Annotated in this window: 17 protein-coding genes; 10 read left to right on the forward strand and 7 right to left on the reverse strand. The window is 71.3% G+C overall.

Features of this window, described 5'->3' with window-relative positions; all coding sequences use genetic code 11:
• Nucleotides 1-81 precede the first annotated feature (81 nt).
• The 4 genes from QQZ14_RS21895 to arfA all read left to right on the forward strand — a co-directional run bounded on the left by QQZ14_RS21895 (nt 82) and on the right by arfA (nt 4,241).
• On the forward strand, nt 82-684 hold the full coding sequence (locus QQZ14_RS21895) for a TetR/AcrR family transcriptional regulator (RefSeq protein ID WP_284536546.1): 603 nt from the start codon (nt 82-84) through the stop codon (nt 682-684).
• Nucleotides 685-861: 177 nt separating this feature from the next.
• Nucleotides 862-1,281: a hypothetical protein gene (locus QQZ14_RS21900; protein WP_284536547.1), complete on the forward strand. Its 420-nt coding sequence runs from the start codon at nt 862-864 to the stop codon at nt 1,279-1,281.
• On the forward strand, nt 1,278-2,636 hold the full coding sequence (locus tag QQZ14_RS21905; protein WP_284536548.1) for a 4Fe-4S binding protein: 1,359 nt from the start codon (nt 1,278-1,280) through the stop codon (nt 2,634-2,636). Before QQZ14_RS21900 ends, QQZ14_RS21905 begins: the two co-directional genes overlap by 4 nt.
• A gap of 87 nt (nt 2,637-2,723) precedes the next feature.
• Nucleotides 2,724-4,241, forward strand: coding sequence for an arabinosylfuranosidase ArfA (gene arfA / locus QQZ14_RS21910; protein WP_284536549.1), 1,518 nt, complete (start codon nt 2,724-2,726; stop codon nt 4,239-4,241).
• A 1-nt stretch (nt 4,242) separates the two neighbouring features.
• On the opposite strand, the gene QQZ14_RS21915 is transcribed toward arfA, so the two are convergent.
• Entirely contained in the window at nt 4,243-4,485 is a 243-nt protein-coding gene (locus QQZ14_RS21915; RefSeq protein ID WP_284536550.1) for a hypothetical protein, read from the reverse strand.
• A gap of 94 nt (nt 4,486-4,579) precedes the next feature.
• Here QQZ14_RS21915 and QQZ14_RS21920 point away from each other — a divergent pair, with 94 nt between their 5' ends.
• The 3 genes from QQZ14_RS21920 to QQZ14_RS21930 are packed head-to-tail and all read left to right on the forward strand — an operon-like array spanning nt 4,580 to nt 7,150.
• Nucleotides 4,580-5,251: an NADPH-dependent F420 reductase gene (locus QQZ14_RS21920; protein ID WP_284536551.1), complete on the forward strand. Its 672-nt coding sequence runs from the start codon at nt 4,580-4,582 to the stop codon at nt 5,249-5,251.
• 55 nt (nt 5,252-5,306) lie between these two features.
• Nucleotides 5,307-6,503, forward strand: a complete 1,197-nt coding sequence (locus tag QQZ14_RS21925; protein ID WP_284536552.1) for an acyl-CoA dehydrogenase family protein — start codon at nt 5,307-5,309, stop codon at nt 6,501-6,503.
• A 53-nt stretch (nt 6,504-6,556) separates the two neighbouring features.
• Nucleotides 6,557-7,150, forward strand: a complete 594-nt coding sequence (locus QQZ14_RS21930; RefSeq protein WP_284536553.1) for a GtrA family protein — start codon at nt 6,557-6,559, stop codon at nt 7,148-7,150.
• On the opposite strand, the gene QQZ14_RS21935 is transcribed toward QQZ14_RS21930, so the two are convergent.
• Nucleotides 7,083-7,703 carry a Maf family protein gene (locus tag QQZ14_RS21935; protein WP_284536554.1) on the reverse strand — a complete coding sequence of 207 codons (621 nt, stop codon included), beginning with the start codon at nt 7,701-7,703 and terminating at the stop codon, nt 7,083-7,085. The two genes, QQZ14_RS21930 and QQZ14_RS21935, sit on opposite strands and share 68 nt — an antisense overlap.
• Nucleotides 7,700-8,302: a TetR/AcrR family transcriptional regulator gene (locus QQZ14_RS21940; protein ID WP_284536555.1), complete on the reverse strand. Its 603-nt coding sequence runs from the start codon at nt 8,300-8,302 to the stop codon at nt 7,700-7,702. Before QQZ14_RS21940 ends, QQZ14_RS21935 begins: the two co-directional genes overlap by 4 nt.
• An 85-nt stretch (nt 8,303-8,387) precedes the next feature.
• Here QQZ14_RS21940 and QQZ14_RS21945 point away from each other — a divergent pair, with 85 nt between their 5' ends.
• From QQZ14_RS21945 to QQZ14_RS21955, 3 genes are all read left to right on the forward strand, one after another.
• Complete coding sequence (locus tag QQZ14_RS21945) at nt 8,388-9,824, forward strand: DHA2 family efflux MFS transporter permease subunit (RefSeq protein WP_284536556.1); 1,437 nt, start codon at nt 8,388-8,390, stop codon at nt 9,822-9,824.
• A 7-nt stretch (nt 9,825-9,831) separates the two neighbouring features.
• Nucleotides 9,832-10,833 (forward strand): glycoside hydrolase family 6 protein, encoded by a 1,002-nt coding sequence (locus tag QQZ14_RS21950; protein ID WP_284536557.1) that lies wholly within the window; start codon nt 9,832-9,834, stop codon nt 10,831-10,833.
• An 86-nt stretch (nt 10,834-10,919) separates the two neighbouring features.
• Nucleotides 10,920-11,993: a response regulator transcription factor gene (locus QQZ14_RS21955; protein ID WP_284536559.1), complete on the forward strand. Its 1,074-nt coding sequence runs from the start codon at nt 10,920-10,922 to the stop codon at nt 11,991-11,993.
• Between the two features lie 201 nt (nt 11,994-12,194).
• Here QQZ14_RS21955 and QQZ14_RS21960 read toward each other — a convergent pair whose 3' ends face one another.
• The 4 genes from QQZ14_RS21960 to QQZ14_RS21975 form a co-directional block, all read right to left on the reverse strand.
• Nucleotides 12,195-12,917, reverse strand: coding sequence for a hypothetical protein (locus QQZ14_RS21960; protein ID WP_284536560.1), 723 nt, complete (start codon nt 12,915-12,917; stop codon nt 12,195-12,197).
• A gap of 43 nt (nt 12,918-12,960) precedes the next feature.
• Nucleotides 12,961-14,451 carry a glycosyltransferase family 2 protein gene (locus tag QQZ14_RS21965; protein WP_284536561.1) on the reverse strand — a complete coding sequence of 497 codons (1,491 nt, stop codon included), beginning with the start codon at nt 14,449-14,451 and terminating at the stop codon, nt 12,961-12,963.
• 190 nt (nt 14,452-14,641) lie between these two features.
• Complete coding sequence (locus QQZ14_RS21970; RefSeq protein WP_284536562.1) at nt 14,642-14,908, reverse strand: acyl-CoA carboxylase subunit epsilon; 267 nt, start codon at nt 14,906-14,908, stop codon at nt 14,642-14,644.
• A gap of 70 nt (nt 14,909-14,978) precedes the next feature.
• Nucleotides 14,979-16,610 carry an acyl-CoA carboxylase subunit beta gene (locus tag QQZ14_RS21975; protein WP_446740515.1) on the reverse strand — a complete coding sequence of 544 codons (1,632 nt, stop codon included), beginning with the start codon at nt 16,608-16,610 and terminating at the stop codon, nt 14,979-14,981.
• Nucleotide 16,611: the final 1 nt, after the last annotated feature.

The following is a 16,611-nucleotide window of genomic DNA, read 5'->3' on the forward strand; positions in this document are numbered from 1 at the left end:
GGATTGGAGAGGACGTCGGCCATGACGACCACGGTAAAGTGAGCAAATGCTCATGTTCTACTCGCGTTCTGGACGACGCTGATGGCCGACCGGCGCAGCCCGGTGCAGGTCCGCTCCCGGGCCATGGTCGACCGGATCCTCCAGGCGGCCACGCGGGTCCTCGCGGAGCGCGGGTACGCCGGCCTCAGCACCAACCGGGTCGCGGCCGTGGCCGGGGTCAGCGTGGGCTCGCTCTACCGCTACTTCGGCGACAAGGACGACCTGGTGCGCGAGCTCCGGGTCCGCAGCACCCAGGACATCCTCGGCGACCTCACCGCGGCGATGTCGGACGCGGTCACACTGCCCACCCGCGATGCGATCCGCCAGGTGCTCGCCACCCTGGTCGCGGCGCTCCAGCGGCATCACGCGCTCACCTCGGCGCTGGTCAACGAGGTGCCGCTCGGCGCCCAGAGCAATGTGCTGCCCGAGGTCGAGCAGCAGCTGGGGCAGTTCACCCGGATGTTCGTGGCGGTGCATGCCCCGCACCTGACCCCGGCGGAGGCCGAGGCGCGCATCTACCTGGCCCTCGGCGTCACGCTCAGCACCTGCCTGCGGATCGCGCTCGAGCCGCCGCCCGGCATCGCCGAGGAGCGCCTGGTCGACCTGACCGCCGACCTGCTGCACACGGGCCTCGTGCTGCCCTGACTGCTGGTCGGCGGCCCGATCTTGACCGAATCTTCATCGGGTGCACATCCCGTCCTCATCCTGTGCTGACGGGCCCGGCCGCAGCCGGGACCAACGGCCCGCGGGCGCGGGGAGATCGGCGCATCCGGCGCGGCGCGGCCGGCCCGCAGACTGCGAGTCGAGGCACAGGAGGCGCGCATGAGACTCGCAGTCGGCACGGCACTCGCCGCACTCGCCCTGGCGGTCGGCGGACCCAACGTGGCGTTCGCGGCCGACCCCCCGACTCCGGCCAGCGGAGGGCTCGCTCTCCACGAGTCGACGGCCCCGTCGCCGACCCCGGCGGATCCCCACTCGGGCCACGACATGTCGGACATGGGCATGTCGGACATGACCGAGGAGGAGATGGCGGAGATGGACGAGCCGGCCGGCCACGGCGGGCACGGAACGTCCGAGCATGCCGAGGACCCGGGCGACACCGTCTCCTCGGGGACCCGCGCGGTCGTGCTCGGCGGCTTCGCCGCGGTCAACGTCGGCGTCCTCGGCGGCGCGCTGGTGCTGCGCCGCCACGACCGCCGGCACCCCCGCCACGGCACCCGTGCCGGTCGGATCGCCCGATGAGCGCGCCGGTGCAGGAGCGCAACCTGCTCGACAACCGCGCGTTCTCGGCGTTCGTCCGCAGCCGGTGGTACCCGACGGTCTTCCAGGTGCCGGTCGCCGCGGTGTTCGGGTTCGTGGCCTACGAGCTGCTGACCGGCCCGAGTGCCGCGCACGACAACGCCGGCACCGCGCTGATGTGGGTGCTGTGGTGGCCGCTGGTGCCGATCACGTTCCTGCTGCTCGGCCGGTTCTGGTGCGCGGTGTGCCCCTTCGCCACGCTCTCCGACCTGGTGCAGCGCCTGGTCGGCGTCAACCGCCCGGCGCCGCGGTTCCTCAAGGCGTACGGCATCTGGCTGATCGACGCGTTCTTCATCGCGATCACCTGGGCCGACCACGTGTGGGGCATCGTCGAGTCGCCGTGGGGCTCGGGGATGCTGCTGCTCCTGCTGACCACGGCGGTCGTGGTCAGCGGGGCCTTCTTCCAGCGGCGTACCTTCTGCCGCTACCTCTGCTTCCTCGGCGGGCTGTCCGGCAACTACGCCCGGGCCGGCATGGTGCAGCTGCGCACCGACCCCGACATCTGCTCGACCTGCACGTCCAAGGCTGCCTGCTTCAACGGCACCGAGACGACGGCACCCTGCCCGCTGTTCAGCTTCCCCCGAACCATGGACAGCATGGCCAACTGCAACCTGTGCCTGAGCTGCGTGAAGTCCTGCCCGCACGACGCCATCCAGCTCACCGTGCGGCCGCCGGCCAAGGAGCTGTGGCTCGTGGGCCGGGCCCGGATCGAGGAGTCGTTCCTCGCGATGGCGATCATGGGCATCGTCCTGATCCAGAACCTCACGATGCTCGGGGTCTGGCAGGACCTCCTCGACTGGCTCCAGGTCCACACCGGCATCACGAGCTACCCGGTGATCTTCACGCTCGCGTTCGCGGTCGCCGTGGCCGCGCCGGTGGCCCTGCTCGCCGCCGCCTCCTGGGCCGCGGCACCGGCCAGCCGGGAGAGCGTCCGGCAGAACTTCGCCCGGTTCGGCTACGCGCTGATCCCGCTCGACGTGGCGGCGCACGTTGCACACAACCTGTTCCACCTGCTCGCCGAGGGCAGGTCCGTGCTGTTCACCGTCGGCCGGGTCTTCGGCGGGTCGGGTGAGGGCTCGTCCGCCGTCGTCGGCACCGGCACGATCCAGGTGCTCCAGTACGTCCTGCTCGCCGCGGGCGCGGCGCTCTCGGTCTACACGGCCCGCCGGATCGCCGTGGCCCGCCACGGCGAGACCCGGCGCGCCCGGGACGTGGCGACCCCGGTGATCGCGATCGTGCTGCTCTTCGCGGTGGTCAACGCGGTGCTGTTCGCCCTGCCGATGGCGCACCGGATGTAGCCGTCGTCGTGCTGGTCGGCCCCGCTCGCCGCGGCCGGGGCGGAACCGACATCATGGGGCTGGTCCGGACGACATCTGAGGGAGACCATGTCCCACGCACGAGTGCTCATCGACCCACGCTCCGCGGTGGGCCCCGTCGACCGCAGGCTGTTCGGCTCGTTCGTCGAGCACCTCGGCCGGTGCGTCTACGACGGGCTCTACGAGCCCGGTCACCCGACGGCCGACGAGCACGGCTTCCGGGCCGACGTGGTCGAGCTGGTCCGGGAGCTCGGCGTCAGCACGGTCCGCTACCCGGGCGGCAACTTCGTGTCGGGCTACCGCTGGGAGGACGGCGTCGGGCCGAAGGACGCGCGGCCGCGCCGCCGCGACCTGGCCTGGCACTCCACCGAGACCAACGAGGTGGGCCTGCACGAGTTCGCATCCTGGATCGAGACCGTCGGTGCCGAGCTGATGCTCGCGGTCAACCTCGGCACGCGCGGGGTCGCCGAGGCGCTCGACCTCCTCGAGTACACCAACCTCGGCGCCGGCAGCGCGCTCTCGGACCTGCGGGTCGCGCACGGGCGCACCGACCCGTTCGACGTACGCATGTGGTGCCTGGGCAACGAGATGGACGGGCCGTGGCAGCTCGGCCACTGCTCGGCCGAGGAGTACGGCCGGATCGCGTCCCGCACCGCGAAGGCAATGCGCCAGCTCGACCCGCGCCTCGAGCTCGTCGTGTGCGGCTCCTCCGGGTCGCAGATGCCGACGTTCGGCGAGTGGGAGCGGACCGTGCTCCTGCACACCTACGACGACGTCGACTACATCTCCTGCCACGCCTACTACGAGCAGCGCGAGGGCGACCTCGGGAGCTTCCTCGCGTCCGCCGTCGACATGGACCGGTTCATCGAGGACGTCGTGGCCACGGCCGACCACGTCCGGGCCGTCACGCGCAGCGACAAGACGATCGCGATCTCGTTCGACGAGTGGAACGTGTGGTACCAGACCCGGTTCGAGAACGAGGAGAAGATCCAGGGTCTCGACAACTGGCCGGTGGCGCCCCGGCTGCTCGAGAACGTCTACACCGCGGCAGACGCCGTCGTCGTCGGCAGCCTGCTGATCTCACTGCTCAACCACGCCGACCGGGTCACCAGCGCCTCGCTCGCGCAGCTGGTCAACGTGATCGCCCCGATCATGACCGAGCCGGGGGGACCCGCCTGGCGGCAGACGACCTTCCACCCGTTCGCGCTGACCTCGAGGTGGGCCCGCGGCCAGGCGCTGCGCGCCCAGGTCGCGTGCGACGACTACGACTGCGCGGCCTACGGCACGGTGCCGAGCCTCGACGCGGCCGCGTCGTACGACGAGGCCACCGGCCAGGCGGCGGTGTTCCTGGTGAACCGCTCGCAGGACGCGGCCACCGAGGTCGAGGTCGAGATGCCCGGTGTGGGCACCGGGGACGTCGCGGCCTGGACGGTCGGTGGGGCGGACCCGCAGCTGACCAACACGGCCCAGGCGCCGGACCGGGTGCGCCCGGTGCCCCTCCGCGCCGAGCGGCGTGACGACGGTGCGCTCACGCTCACCCTCCCGCCCGTCTCGTGGACGGTCGTCGCCGTCGGCACACCGGCCTGAGCTACCGCGAGGACCGGTTGCCGTCCTCCGGTGGTGTGTGCCGCGGCAGCGCGGCCGGCCCGGCGGTGCCCTCGTCGGGCTCGCCGCTCTCGCTCGTCGGGTAGCCGGCGGTCGCGTCCTCGGGTGAGATCGGCTCGGGGCCGTCCCCCATCCCGGACACCTCCGAGACCTCCCCGGAGTCGGCGCCGGAGTCGGCGTCGGGGGTCGTGGTCTCGGGCTCGGCAGGGGGCTCGTCGGGGCTCATGGCCACCCGGTATCCCGTCCTGCCCGATCGCACGCCCGGCGACGGCAGGGCGGGAGTAGGTTGCGAGACAGGCACCACGGGAAGGGGCATCCCCATGTTGATCGCCGTCCTCGGCACGGGCAGTGTCGGTCGCGCGCTCGCGGGCCGTCTCGACGAGCTCGGCCACACCGTCACCGTCGGCACCCGCGACCCCGAGGCCACCCGCACCCGCACCGACGACGACGGGCGCGCGACGTACGCCGAGTGGGCCGGCGCGCACCCGCACATCGGGCTGGAGCGGTTCGCGGCCGCCGCCGCGGGCGCGGAGCTGGTGGTCAACGCGACCGGCGGCGACGTGAGCCTCGACGTGCTGACCCTGGCCGGCGCGGACAACCTCGCGGGGAAGGTGCTGCTCGACGTCGCCAACCCGCTCGACCACTCGCACGGCTTCCCGCCGCGGCTGTTCGTCAAGGACGCCGACTCGCTCGCCGAGATGATCCAGCGCGCCTTCCCCGCGGCGCGGGTGGTGAAGTCGCTCAACACCATGAACGCCGACGTGATGGTCCGCCCGGCCGAGCTGCCCGGCCCGACCTCGGTGTTCGTCTCGGGCGACGACGCCGAGGCCAAGCAGCTGGTGACCGGCCTGCTCGTGGCGATGGGCCACACCGACGTCATCGACCTCGGCGGGCTGGCGACCGCGCGGGGCGCGGAGATGGTCCTGCCGCTGTGGATCAGCCTCCGGCTGCACCTGGGGACCAATGCGTTCAACTTCCACGTGGTCCGCTGATCCCGACCCGCGCAGAGGTTAACAACCGCTAACCGGACCGGTTAGGGTGACCGCCATGAGCGAGTCGACCTACGAGCTGTCCCGCGAGCACGAGGAGTTCCGCCGTACCGTCCGCGAGTTCGCGGAGGCCGAGATCGGCCCGCACGCGGCGCGGTGGGACCGCGAGCACCACTTCCCGGTCGACGTCGTGCGCAAGATGGGCGCGCTCGGCCTGTTCGGGCTCACCGCCCCCGAGGAGTACGGCGGCGCCGGCGAGGACGGTGACTTCACCAGCCTGTGTGTGGCGATCGAGGAGGTCGGCCGCGTCGACCAGTCGCTGGGCATCACGCTCGAGGCCGCGGTGGGTCTGGGCATCAACCCGATCCTCACCTACGGCACCGACGAGCAGCGCCGGACCTGGCTCCCCGACCTGGTGTCGGGGGACCGGCTCGCCGGCTTCGGCCTGACCGAGCCCGGTGCCGGCTCCGACGCGGGCGCCACCAAGACCCGCGCCGTCCTCGAGAACGGCGAGTGGGTGGTCAACGGCGCGAAGCAGTTCATCACCAACTCCGGCTCCGACCTGACCAGCGTGGTCACGGTGACCGCCCGCACCGGCACCCGTGAGAACGGCTCGGCGGAGATCAGCGCGATCCTCGTGCCGAGCGGCACCCCCGGCTTCACGGCCGAGAAGGCCTACGACAAGCTCGGCTGGCACGCCTCCGACACCCACCCGCTGAGCCTCCAGGACGTGCGCGTCCCCGAGGACCACCTGCTCGGCGAGCGTGGGCGCGGCTACGCCCAGTTCCTCGCGACCCTCGACGACGGCCGGGTCGCGATCGCGGCACTGGCGGTCGGGTGCATCCAGGCGTGCCTGGACCTGAGCCTGGAGTACGCCGGTGACCGGCAGACGTTCGGTGGGCCGATCGGCCGCAAGCAGGGCGTGGCGTTCCAGATCGCCGATCTCGAGGTGATGCTGCACGCGAGCCGCCTGCTGACCTACCGCGCCGCCGCGATGAAGGACAGCCAGCGCGGCGGCGGCGGGGCGTCGACGAAGGACTTCAAGCAGGCGGCGGCGGTCGCCAAGCTCTACGCCACCGAGTCGGCCGTCACCGCCACCCGGGTCGCCACCCAGGTCTTCGGCGGCTACGGCTTCATGGAGGAGTACCCGGTGGCGCGGTTCTACCGCGACGCCAAGGTGCTCGAGATCGGCGAGGGCACCTCCGAGGTCCAGCGGATGCTGATCGCCCGCGGCCTCGGCCTGCCGGTGGAGTGACGCACCCCGCGGGGGAGCGTCAGACATGCGGGGTGATTGGCTAGCCTGAGCGCATGGGTAGCCGGTGGCAACGCGTCTTCACCGAGGCGTACCGGTTCCTCGCGGTGGGCGGCATCGCGACGATCGTCGCCTTCGTGATCTTCAACTTCCTGGTGCACGGGTTCAACACCGAGCACCAGGCGCTGCTCGACGGGCACCCCTACCTCGGCTACGTCATCGCCAACACCGTCGGCATGGTGATCAGCTTCCGCGGCAGCAAGACCTGGGTGTTCAAGGACCGGCCGCCGCGCTCGGCGGACGGCGGTCGTACGGCGTTCATCGCGATCAACCTCGTCACGATGCTGATCCCGATCGCCTGCCTGTGGCTGAGCCGCAACGCCTTCGGGCTCGACGACCCCTGGTCGGACAACGTGTCGGCCAACATCATCGGGCTGTTCCTCGGCCTGGTGGCGCGCTTCTACCTGTTCCGCACCCTGGTGTTCAAGCGCCCCGTCCACCTGCCCGACCTGATGCACAACCCGTTGCAGGTCTTCGAGCTCAGCGAGCTCTCGGAGGGCGGGGTCACCTCGGTCGAGGTCGTCAACGAGGTCCCTGGTCGGCCCACAGAGCCGTCCAGGAGTGACCCAGCTCGACGACCAGCTCCCTGAGCAGCGGCAGGCTGACGCCGACCACGTTGTGGTGGTCGCCCTCGATGCCGGTCACGAACGCCCCGCCGAGCCCGTCGACGGTGAACGCCCCGGCGACGGCCAGCGGCTCGCCGGTGGCGACGTACGCCGTGATCTCCTCGTCGGTCAGCTCCGCGAAGTGGACCGTCGTCGCGGCGGTCGCCGCCGCGACCCGTCCCGAGGCGCTGTCGGTGAGGCAGTGCCCGGTGAGCAGGACGCCGGTGCGGCCGCGCATGCTCCGCCACCGCTCGACGGCCTCGTCGGCGCCGGCGGGCTTGCCCAGTGCCGCGCCGTCGAGCTCGAGCACGGAGTCGCAGCCCAGTACCAGTGCGCCGGCGGGCAGGTCGTCACGCGCGGCCACCGCCGCGGACTTCAGCTCGGCCAGCTGGAGGGCGAGCTCGGCCGGGGGCAGCCCGTCGAGCTGGGACTCGTCGACGCCAGAGACGATCACGACCGGCTCGACGCCCGCGCTGCGCAGCGTGGCGAGGCGGGCGGGGGAGGCGGAGGCGAGGACCAGGGGCGCGGGGGAGGTCACGCGGGGGATTCAAGCATCTCGAGGGCGTCACCGAACGCACAGGTCGTCAGCGCGGTGAGCGGGTCGCCCGGCGCCAGGTGCTCGGGCGCGCGCATCGAGAGCATCACGTTGAGCAGCATCCCGTAGGCGACGAAGTCGCGGGCGCGCTCGTCATCGCAGCCGGTGCGCTTGATGGTCGTGAACACCTCGCCCATGCACCGGCGCGCGGCCGAGGCGATCTCGTCGACGCCGCCGGCGGAGAAGCCGTGCATCATCACCTGCAGGAAGTCGCGGTCGGCGAGCAGCTCGCTGTAGGCCGCGCCCATCCGCGCCCAGTCGTCCTCGCTCTCGGGGTCGAAGGGCCCCGCGTCGAGCACGTCCTCGAACGCGGTGCGGATCCGCAGCACCGAGCGCTCGAACACCTCGAGGAACAGCTCGAGCTTGGTGCCGAAGATGCGCACGACGTACGGCTGGGAGACGCCGGCCTCCCGAGCGATCGCGTCGGTGCTGGTCCCGGCGTACCCGGACCTGGCGAACGCGCGGGTCGCGGCGGCGAGGACCAGCTCGCGCCGGTCCTCGGCGCTCATCCGGGTGCGGGCCGTGGTCGCGGGAGAGATCATGGTTGACAGGTTATCACTCGATTACTTACTGTCTCCGCACAAGTAATCATTCAATGCCTTCCAAGGCTGCACCGAGGAGCTTCTGATGACGACGACCGTCGAGACCCGGGTCGAGGACCCGCGATCAGGCCGGGCTCCCGCCCGGCACGTACCGGTGTGGCTCGCGATCGTCGCGGCCTCGCTGCCGATGTTCATGGCCACCCTGGACAACCTGGTGATGACCAGCGCCCTGCCGGTGATCCGCGCCGACCTCGGCGCCAGCGTCGGCCAGCTCTCGTGGTTCATGAACGCCTACACGCTCACCTTCGCCACGTTCATGCTGCCGGCCGCGACGCTCGGCGACCGGCTCGGCCGGCGCCGGGTGATGCTCGCGGGCCTGACCGTGTTCACGCTGGCCTCCATCGCCTCGGCGCTGAGCACGACGTCGGAGGCGCTGATCGCGGCGCGGGCGGTCCAGGGTCTCGGTGCGGCCGCGATCATGCCGCTCTCGCTGACCCTGCTCGCGGCTGCCGTGCCTCCGGCGATGCGGTCGGCCGCCATCGGGATCTGGGGCGGGGTGAGCGGCCTCGGGGTCGCCCTCGGCCCGGTCGTGGGCGGCGCGGTCGTGGAGGGCGTCAGCTGGCAGGCGATCTTCTGGCTGAACGTGCCGGTGGCCGCGGTGGCGGCGCCGCTGCTCGTGATCGCCGTCCGGGAGTCGCGGGGGGCGTGGCAGCGGCTCGACCTGCTCGGCGCGATCCTGCTCGGCGGCGCGGTGTTCCTCGGCATCTGGGGGATCGTGCACGGCAACGACGACGGCTGGTCCGACCCGCGGGTGCTCGGCCCGCTGGTGGTCGCGGTGCTGCTGGTGCCGGCGTACCTGCGCTGGGCGCGGGGCCGCTCCTACGCCGTGCTGCCGCTGCGCCTCTTCGCCGACCGCGGGTTCTCGGTCGCCAACGTGATCGCGCTGTTCTTCACGATCGGCATGTTCGGCACGGTCTTCCTGCTCGCGCAGTACCTCCAGGTCGTGCAGGGCTACACCCCGCTCGAGGCGGGGCTGCGGACGCTGCCGTGGACCGCGGCCCCGATGGTGGTCGCGCCGCTGGCCGGGCTGCTCGCGCCGCGCACCGGCCTGCGGGCGCTGCTGCTGGTCGGCCTGGTGCTGCAGACCGGCTCGCTGGTGTGGTTCGCCGTGCTGACCGAGTCGGCCGCGGGCTATTCGTCGTTCGTCCCCGCGCTGCTGATGGCCGGCGTCGGCATGGGGCTGACGTTCGCCCCGATGGCGACCGCGGTGCTCGAGGGGCTGCCGGAGGACGACTTCGCGATGGCCAGCTCGGCCAACTCCACGATCCGCGAGTTCGGGGTCGCGCTCGGCATCGCCCTGCTCACAGCGGTGTTCCTCGGCAACGGGGGAGCGATCTCCCCGGTCGGGTACGACGGTGCCATCGGCCCCGCGCTGCTCACCGGCGCCGCCGCGGTCGCGGTCGCGGGGCTGGCCGCGCTCCTCGCCCCCGGACGGCAGCGGGACGGGGCGCCTCGGGCATGATGGCGCGGTGCCCCGCCGCTCCGTCCTGGCTCCGCTCCTCGTCGCCCTGCTGGGCCTCGCGGGCTGCTCGGGAAGTGGCGGCGGGGAGCCGCACCCGCCGCCCGACGCCCAGGCCAGCAACCCGTACGCCGGGCGGCCGGCCTTCGCCGACCCGGGCTCGCGCACCGCACAGGCGGCCGCCCGCGCGAAGAGCGAGGGCGACGCCGAGGCCGAGCGGGTCTTCACCCGTCTCGCCGACACGCCGCAGGGCATCTGGCTGACGCCCGAGGAGTACCCACCCGGGGCGGTGGCGCCGTTCGTCTCGAAGATCACCGCGGCCGCGGGGCAGGCCGACCAGGTCCCGACGTTCGTCGTGTACGGCATCCCGGACCGCGACTGCACCGGCGGCTTCTCCGGTGGCGGCCTCACCGCCGATCAGTACGGGCCCTGGGTGCAGGAGCTCGCCGACGCCGTCACGGCGACGGAGATCTCGGTGCCCGTGGTCGCGGTCGTCGAGCCGGACGCGCTCGCCTCCGCCGTCGAGTGCGACCGGCGCGAGGAGCGGGTCCGGCTGATCAAGGACGCGGTGACCCGGCTGGTCGCCGCCGGGGTGACGACGTACGTCGACGGCGGCCACTCGCACTGGGTCGAGCCCGAGCAGCTCGCGCCGCTGCTGCGCCGGGCCGGGATCGACCGGGCCCGCGGCTTCGCCACGAACGTCTCCAACTACCAGACCGACGACGACGAGCAGGCGTACGCCGAGCAGCTCAGCGGGCTGCTCGACGGCGCGCACTACATCGTCGACACCGGCCGCAACGGCAACGGCTCGACCGAGGACTGGTGCAACCCCACCGGCCGGGCCTACGGCACCGATCCCGCACCCGCCCCGGAGGGCGCTCCCGAGCACCTCGACGCCTACCTGTGGGTCAAGCCCCCGGGCGAGAGCGACGGCGAGTGCGGCGGTGGCCCGGCGGCCGGCCGGTTCTGGCCTCAGCGGGCTCTGGAGATGTCCGTGTCGTCCGGTTGGTGACGAGCCAGGCACGATCCGGCGTCCCCGCCGCGCGGGGCCTCGGCCCTGCCGACCAGAACCCCCCGGCCGTTGTTAGCATTCGCCCCATGCAGCAGGGCAGCGAATGGGTGGCCGTCATCATCGAGGACGACCCCGACGTTCGCGATCTGATCGATATCGTGCTGACGCAGTCCGGCTTCCGGACCGTGGTCACCGAGAACGGACCGGACGGCGTCGAGGCGGTGCGCCTCCACAACCCGTTGATCACCACGCTCGACGTCAACATGCCGGGCATGGACGGGTTCGCCGTCGCCAAGCGGCTGCGCGAGTTCAGCAACACCTACCTGATCATGATCACCGCGCTCGCCGACGAGATCGACGTCGTCCAGGGGTTCGAGGCCGGCGCCGACGACTACCTCGTCAAGCCGTTCCGTCCCCGCGAGCTGCGCGCCCGGGCCGACTCGATGCTGCGGCGTCCGCGCACCCGCCTCGACACCCCCGGCGGTTGGGCCGGTGCCGACGAGCAGCCGCCCGCCGGGGAGCAGCCGCACGAGGAGTCGTGGGCGGCCGCGGCCGCGCGCGACCTCGCGGCCACCCAGCCGCTCCAGCCGCTCCACCACGAGCAGCCGCCGGCCCCGCAGGCTCCCGCCCCGCAGCCGCCCGTCGCGCCGCAGCCCGTTCCCCCGCCGCAGCAGTACCCGGACCCGGCGTACCAGCAGCCGCCGCCGCAGCAGTACCCGCCGGCGTACCAGCAGCCACCGGCGCCCCAGGCCTACCCGCCGCAGCAGCCCGCCGCCGCAGCGCCACCCCAGCAGCACCCCGCCGAGGCGCACGGCGCTCCCCAGCAGCAGGACGGCTGGGTCCGTTTCAACGGGCTCGCCCTCAACGGCGAGACCCGGGTCGTCACCGTCAACAACTCGGCGGTCGACCTCACCCGGACCGAGTTCGACCTGCTCGCCTCGCTGCTGAGCACCGGTCGTCGGGTGCGAAGCAAGGCCGACCTGGTGCTGACCATGCGCGGCCAGCAGTACGTCACGTCGTACTTCGTCAACGAGGCCGACAAGCGCTCGGTCGAGGTGCACATCGCCAACCTGCGCCGCAAGATCGGCGACGACGCCGCCACCCCGCGCTACATCGAGACGGTCCGGGGCGTCGGCTACCGTCTGGCCGAGGCCTCCTGACCCTGCGGGAGTCGCGACCACCGAGGAGCGCTCGTTGGTCGAGTAGCGAGCGCCAGCGAGCGTATCGAGACCGCCCTCTCGGAAGGGTCGGTTCGTTGTCGGACTGGTCTCGATACGGCGATCGCGGCTTCGTTCCTCAGCCGCGCGCCTACTCGACCTGGCTGCTGGGTCCGAGCCTTCGCGAGCTCAGGCTCGGGCAGCTCAGTTGGCGTCGACCGGGATCGACTGCACCTCGGTGGGCTTGTCACTCTCGAAGATCGCGATCGGCACCTTCTGCCGGATCACCTTCTTGTAGAACTTCGCCGAGCCGGGACGGTCCTGGATCCACACGGTCGCGGTGAACAGCAGGTCGATGCCCCTGGTGTCCAGGGAGGTGGGCCTGATCCGCTGGTTGCGCAGCTCGAACGCGCCCTTCGGGGAGGTGATGATCATCCCGTACTTGGTGGTCAGCGGCTCGGGGTCGAAGGTGACGTCCTTCGCGACCGCGTCCAGCTGGTAGGGGTGCTGCACCTGCCCGCCGTCGGAGGTCTTGGTCGTCGAGCTGACCGTGATGTGGTCGAGGTAGACCTTGCGCTTGGTGGCGTACTTGTCGCGCAGTGAGCGGTTCAGGTCGTAGGCCTGGAAGGTGAACGAGAAGAACTTGTTGCCCTTCGGGTACCACTCGTTGGTCCGCGGCGTGGACTTGGTCGGGTAGAGCGTGTAGACGAAGTCGACCCCGTTGACGTCGATGTGCGACTGGAACGTGCCGTCGCGGGTGAACTGCGAGTCGTACGGCGTCTCCGTCGCGGTCGGCGTCGCCGCGGGGGACTCGCCGGAGTCATCGGAGCTGGTGAGCCCGTCGAACGCGGAGCAGCCGCTGAGCAGCGCCGCGGCGGTGGCGAGAGCGGCCACGGCTGGGACCAGGCGCGAGCGGGTGCGGGACATCGGGTTCTCCTGGAGAGTCGGGGGAGGAGCGGAGGGGCGTCGCTCAGGCCTTGAAGCCGCGGTAGCGCTTCATGGACTTGATGATCATCCAGGCGGTCTGGAGGACGGTGATGAGGCCGAGGATCGGCCAGGCGACGGCGAGGATGTCGGACCGGAGCGGGATGGGGAGCAGCTGCGACCAGACCGCGAAGAACACGCCGAAGACGACGCCGAACGCGACGAACGGGTACAGCCAGGCGATGCCCTTGCCGCGCTCGGCCTTGGCCTGCGCGGCCCAGTTGTCGGTCTGCTGGCGGCTGAAGAACTTCAACCAGGCGCGGATGAAGTGCCCCATCCGGATCACCATGTAGATCTCGGCCGGGAAGACGAGCAGCGCGAACAGGTAGTCGCGCCGGTTGGCGAACGCCATCGACCGGGCGACCCGGAAGTTCAGCCAGACGGCGGCCAGCGGCGGGATCACCCACCAGGGGCTGAACACGAACGCCGAGATGTTGAGCGAGCCCGCGAGCAGCAGGATGAACAGCGTGCGGGTGGTGATGTTGATGATCATCGACATGTGCTCGAACCACCGCAGCCGCAGGTTGGGGTGGAACGGCTGGCCCTTGGTGTCGCCGCGCTGACCGGGCCACATCAGGTCGATGGCGCCGAAGTTCCACTTCACCTGCTGGGCGTCCAGCGAGCGCAGCGTCGTCATGCCGCCCACGTGGGCTCGGGCCCGCGAGCTGATCTTGGTGAGGTAGCCGGCGCTCTTGATCTGCAGCGAGAGCAGGGAGTCCTCGACCTCGCTGTCGTTGACCCACGGGGTGCGCTGGTGGCTGTCGCGCATCACGTCGCGCAGCGCCTGGGTGGAGAAGATCGAGAACTGGCCCCCGAGCACCGCCATGTTGCGGCCCTTGAGGAGGTTCTGCATGTTGAACGCGGAGAACTGGGCGCGCTGGCCGGCGATCAGGAACTTCGACATCCACCCGTCGAGCGCGCTGTCGTCGATGGAGTAGATCGCGGAGATGCCGCCGATCCGGTCGTCGCTGGCGATCTCGTCGACCAGGTGCTCGACGGCGTCGGGCTCGGGGGTCGTGTCGCCGTCGACGCCCAGGAGGTAGTCCATCGTCTCGACGAGGGAGTAGCCGTAGTTGAGTGCGCCGACCTTCTTGTCGGGGTTCTTGCCGATGTCGTGGACGTAGATGACCGTGCTCTGCTCGCCGTTGGCCGTCATCCGGGTCTGTGGCCCCGCGTAGTGGCTGGCGATCTCGACGGAGTCGTCGCTGGTGTTGTTGATGACCACGTGGATGGCGTCGGGGAGCCGGGTCTGCTGGAGGAGCGCGTCCAGCACGCCGGCGATGGTCTCGGCCTCGTTGTAGGCGGGGATGACGCAGCCGACCGTCGGACGGTACGTCGGCAGCTCCTCGACCTCGTCGAGGAACCGGCCCTCGTAGGCCGCGAGGCCGGGGTCGGCGGTGCGGACGTAGGGGTGCTCGAGGCTCCCCGCCGGGGGCAGCGGCGGACCGGCCTCCGGACCCAAGTTGCTCGCGCTCACGGCTTCGTCGTCTTCCGTCGGGTGCGGGTCGCGTCCGCGTCCCGCCGGTCATCTGGCCCCATCAGTCTCGGGAACGCACCTCAAGACGCCACACGGCAAACCTCAAAGATTGCCCCAATTCGTGGAGCGTAGTGGTCTGGACCACTCCCCATACGGTGATTCGGCAACTCCGCCCCTGAGGGCGGACGGGTCAGCGCGGCAGCGCGCTCGCGCGCCAACCACCCGGGCCGTGCGGGAGCGTGCGCCGCACCTTGCGGTACGGGGCCGCCCACGCGGGAGCCTGGCGCCGGGCGGGCGGCTCCGGCGCGCGCAGCGCGGCGAACACCGTCACCAGCGCGGCGACCTCCTCGGGCGTCGCGTCGCCACGGACCACGCGGAGGACGGGGCGGTCGGGGGTGATGTCGGTGGCTGGGGTTGGCGCGGATGTTGCGGCGGTCTCGTCCATCTCCTCGCTCACCGTCGTCTCTCGTCTTGTTGTTCGCTGTGGTGGCGATCCCGCTGCTCGGGGGGCGCTTCGCAGCCCCCGCTCACAGCGGGATGTTCCCGTGCTTCTTCGCGGGAAGGCTCTCCCGCTTCGAGCGCAGCAGGCGCAGCGCGCGGACGATCTCGAGGCGGGTCTCGTGCGGGGCGATGACCGCGTCGATGTAGCCCCGCTCGGCCGCGATGTAGGGGTTGGCCAGCGTCATCTCGTACTCGTCGATGAGCGCGGCGCGGCGAGCCTCCACGTCGCCGCCCTCGGCCTCGACGGCCGCGAGCTCCTTGCGGTAGACGATGTTGGCCGCACCCTGGGCGCCCATGACCGCGATCTGGGCCGTGGGCCAGGCGACGTTGATGTCGGCACCGAGGTGCTTGGAGCCCATCACGTCGTAGGCGCCGCCGTAGGCCTTGCGGGTGATGATCGTGACCAGCGGGACGGTGGCCTCGGCGTAGGCGTAGATCAGCTTCGCGCCGCGCCGGATGATGCCGTTCCACTCCTGGTCGGTGCCGGGCAGGAAGCCGGGGACGTCGACGAAGGTCAGCACCGGGATGTTGAACGCGTCGCAGAAGCGCACGAACCGCGCGGCCTTCTCGGAGGCGTCGATGTCGAGCGTGCCCGCGAACTGCATCGGCTGGTTGGCGACCACGCCGACCGAGTGGCCCTCGACCCGGCCGAAGCCGACGACGATGTTGGGGGCGAACAGCTCCTGGACCTCGAGGAACTCCTGGTCGTCGAGCGAGGCCCGGATGACGTCGTGCATGTCGTAGGGCTGGTTCGGCGAGTCCGGGATGATCGCGTCGAGGCTGCGGTCGAGCTCGGTGAACTCGGTGTCCGCCGCCTCGTCGTACGCCGGGACCTCGTCGAGGTTGTTCTGCGGCAGGTAGGACAGCAGCGCCTTGACGTACTCGATCGCGTCCTCCTCGTCCGAGCCGAGGTAGTGGGCGTTGCCGGACTTGGTGTTGTGGGTGCGCGCGCCACCCAGGTCCTCCATCGACACGTCCTCGCCGGTGACGGTCTTGATCACGTCGGGACCGGTGATGAACATGTTGGAGGTGCCGTCGACCATCACCGTGAAGTCGGTGACAGCGGGTGAGTAGACGTGACCGCCGGCGCAGGAGCCCATGATCAGGCTGATCTGCGGGATCACGCCCGAGGCGTGCACGTTGCGCCGGAAGATCTCGCCGTACAGGCCGAGCGAGACGACGCCCTCCTGGATGCGGGCCCCGGCGCCCTCGTTGATGCCGATGATCGGGCAGCCGGTCTTGATCGCGAGGTCCATGACCTTGGTGATCTTCTCGCCGTACACCTCGCCGAGCGAGCCGCCGAACACGGTGAAGTCCTGGGAGAACACGCACACCTGGCGGCCGTCGACGGTGCCGTAGCCGGTGATGACGCCGTCGCCGTAGGGCCGGTTCTTCTCCAGCCCGAACGCCGTCGACCGGTGCCGGGCCAGCTCGTCGAGCTCCACGAAGGACCCCTCGTCAAACAGCATGGCGATCCGCTCGCGGGCGGTCTTGCGGCCCTTCGCGTGCTGCTTCTCGACCGCCTTGGCCGACCCCGCGTGGACCGCCTCGTCGAGCCGCCGGTCGAGGTCGGCGATCTTGCCCGCGGTCGTGTGGATGTCGGGGGCTGCTCCTTCGCTGGTGGGCTCGCTGGCCGTCTCTGCCATCGGCTCTGCCATT

Origin of the sequence: Nocardioides sp. T2.26MG-1 (genome assembly GCF_950101795.1) — a bacterium.
GTDB lineage: Bacteria > Actinomycetota > Actinomycetes > Propionibacteriales > Nocardioidaceae > Nocardioides.

Coding starts and splice junctions, on each gene's coding strand:
- QQZ14_RS21895 (WP_284536546.1), top strand. CDS start 82: ATGGCCGACCGGCGCAGCCCGGTGCAGGTCCGCTCCCGGGCCATGGTC.
- QQZ14_RS21900 (WP_284536547.1), top strand. CDS start 862: ATGAGACTCGCAGTCGGCACGGCACTCGCCGCACTCGCCCTGGCGGTC.
- QQZ14_RS21905 (WP_284536548.1), top strand. CDS start 1,278: ATGAGCGCGCCGGTGCAGGAGCGCAACCTGCTCGACAACCGCGCGTTC.
- arfA (WP_284536549.1), top strand. CDS start 2,724: ATGTCCCACGCACGAGTGCTCATCGACCCACGCTCCGCGGTGGGCCCC.
- QQZ14_RS21915 (WP_284536550.1), bottom strand. CDS start 4,485: ATGAGCCCCGACGAGCCCCCTGCCGAGCCCGAGACCACGACCCCCGAC.
- QQZ14_RS21920 (WP_284536551.1), top strand. CDS start 4,580: ATGTTGATCGCCGTCCTCGGCACGGGCAGTGTCGGTCGCGCGCTCGCG.
- QQZ14_RS21925 (WP_284536552.1), top strand. CDS start 5,307: ATGAGCGAGTCGACCTACGAGCTGTCCCGCGAGCACGAGGAGTTCCGC.
- QQZ14_RS21930 (WP_284536553.1), top strand. CDS start 6,557: ATGGGTAGCCGGTGGCAACGCGTCTTCACCGAGGCGTACCGGTTCCTC.
- QQZ14_RS21940 (WP_284536555.1), bottom strand. CDS start 8,302: ATGATCTCTCCCGCGACCACGGCCCGCACCCGGATGAGCGCCGAGGAC.
- QQZ14_RS21945 (WP_284536556.1), top strand. CDS start 8,388: ATGACGACGACCGTCGAGACCCGGGTCGAGGACCCGCGATCAGGCCGG.
- QQZ14_RS21955 (WP_284536559.1), top strand. CDS start 10,920: ATGCAGCAGGGCAGCGAATGGGTGGCCGTCATCATCGAGGACGACCCC.
- QQZ14_RS21960 (WP_284536560.1), bottom strand. CDS start 12,917: ATGTCCCGCACCCGCTCGCGCCTGGTCCCAGCCGTGGCCGCTCTCGCC.
- QQZ14_RS21975 (WP_446740515.1), bottom strand. CDS start 16,610: ATGGCAGAGCCGATGGCAGAGACGGCCAGCGAGCCCACCAGCGAAGGA.